The sequence below is a fragment of the Streptomyces sp. NPDC050121 genome (genome assembly GCF_044460385.1).
Classification (GTDB): Bacteria; Actinomycetota; Actinomycetes; order Streptomycetales; family Streptomycetaceae; genus Streptomyces; species Streptomyces soliscabiei.
Window position 1 is genome coordinate 512,950 of the sequence record NZ_JBITJV010000001.1, and the last position, 1,433, is coordinate 514,382.

Annotated in this window: 1 protein-coding gene; it reads right to left on the minus strand. The window is 71.5% G+C overall.

What is annotated here, in order from left to right; all coding sequences use genetic code 11:
* Nucleotides 1–19: 19 nt before the first annotated feature.
* Nucleotides 20–1,240 (minus strand): ricin-type beta-trefoil lectin domain protein, encoded by a 1,221-nt coding sequence (locus ACIBTS_RS02330; protein ID WP_399315922.1) that lies wholly within the window; start codon nucleotides 1,238–1,240, stop codon nucleotides 20–22.
* Nucleotides 1,241–1,433 lie beyond the last annotated feature (193 nt).

The window sequence follows — 1,433 nt, forward strand, 5'->3', positions numbered from 1 at the left end:
CCGGAACGGATCGGCCGGATCAGCCCCTGCTCCACTTCTGGTTGTCCCGGCCGTTGCAGTCCCACAACTGCAAGCGGGTGCCGTTGCCGGTCTGCCGGTCCTTCACGTCGACGCACTTGTCCGCCCGCGGGTTGACCAGGTCGTGCGCGGAGTTCAGCCGGAACTGCTGGGCGGGATTACCACTGCAGGTGGCCAACTGGATCACCGCACCGTTACCGGTGGCCCCCCAGGCGACATCCATACACAGCCCCAACGCCCGCACCGTCCCATCACTCATGAAACGCCAGGACTGCTGCGCCAACCCGTTGCAGTCCCAGATCTGCAACGGCGTACCGTCACGCCCAGCGCCCGTCACATCGATGCAGCGGCCCGAGGCATGGCTCCGGACGGAGACACCGGCGACCTGTGTGGAACCACCCGACGTCGCATTCTTGGCGCCGGTGGACGAATTCGTGCCCGATGTCGGCCCGGCCGTCGCCGAAGTCTTCCCCGAAGACGACGAACCACCACCCCGGCCCGCCACCTGACCCCCGGACTTCCCGCCCCCACCACTCCCGGACGCGCCCGGCCCGGCCCCCGTGCCCGGGCCCGGGCCCGGGCCAACGGTGGCGCGCGGTGTGGAGGAACGCCCGCCCGGACCAACCGTCCCAGCACTGCCGCCAGGGGACGGCGAAGCCGAACCGACAGCACCGTAGACGCCCCCGTCCCCCGGGGAACCCAACACCGTACCCGGCGTCGCACCGGCCGGAACCGCACGAGCATCCTCACCGTCACCGCCTACCAGAAACGGCACCGCCATCAACAACACCCCCACAATGGCCGCCCCAGCCAACAGACTCTTGTGCGGCCGCCCCGGCGGAGCCACCGGCCCAGCCTCAGCCATGCCCTCCGGCGCCCCTTCCGCCTCCCCCACATCAACAACGGCGGCGCTCTCCGGCTCCGCCCCGCCCCCCTCAGAGACGGCAGCGGTGGCACCTGCCACGCCCGGCTCCCGCACCGCTCCAGCCACCGGAGAGCCGGACTCCGGCTCTCCGGTGGCCGACCGCGCCACACCCCCGGCAGACGGCACACTCCCGGCCGTTCCTCCGGCGGCGCTCGCCTCGCCGACGACGGCGGCCCCTTCAGCAGCCGGCAAACCCACGGACCGTGCCGACCCGGGCGCCGTGGCAACCGCTTCCGGTTCCGGTTCCGCAGCCTGGGAGGGTGCCTGCCGAGGGCCCTGAGCCTCTGATGCGCTCATGGTGTCCTTTCCAAACGATCGATGAGGGGGGTGAGTGGTGTTCCAGCCGCCTGGTTCCGCCCCGGGACGCCTTGTGGGGCGTACCACGTGACAGGGCGGTCTCTGCGGGTGTGAGCGGCCGGTGGTCCGCAGCAGGCGGAGCACACGGCCCCGCTGCGCCAACGGGAATCGGTGTACAGCCAGGACATGGCTC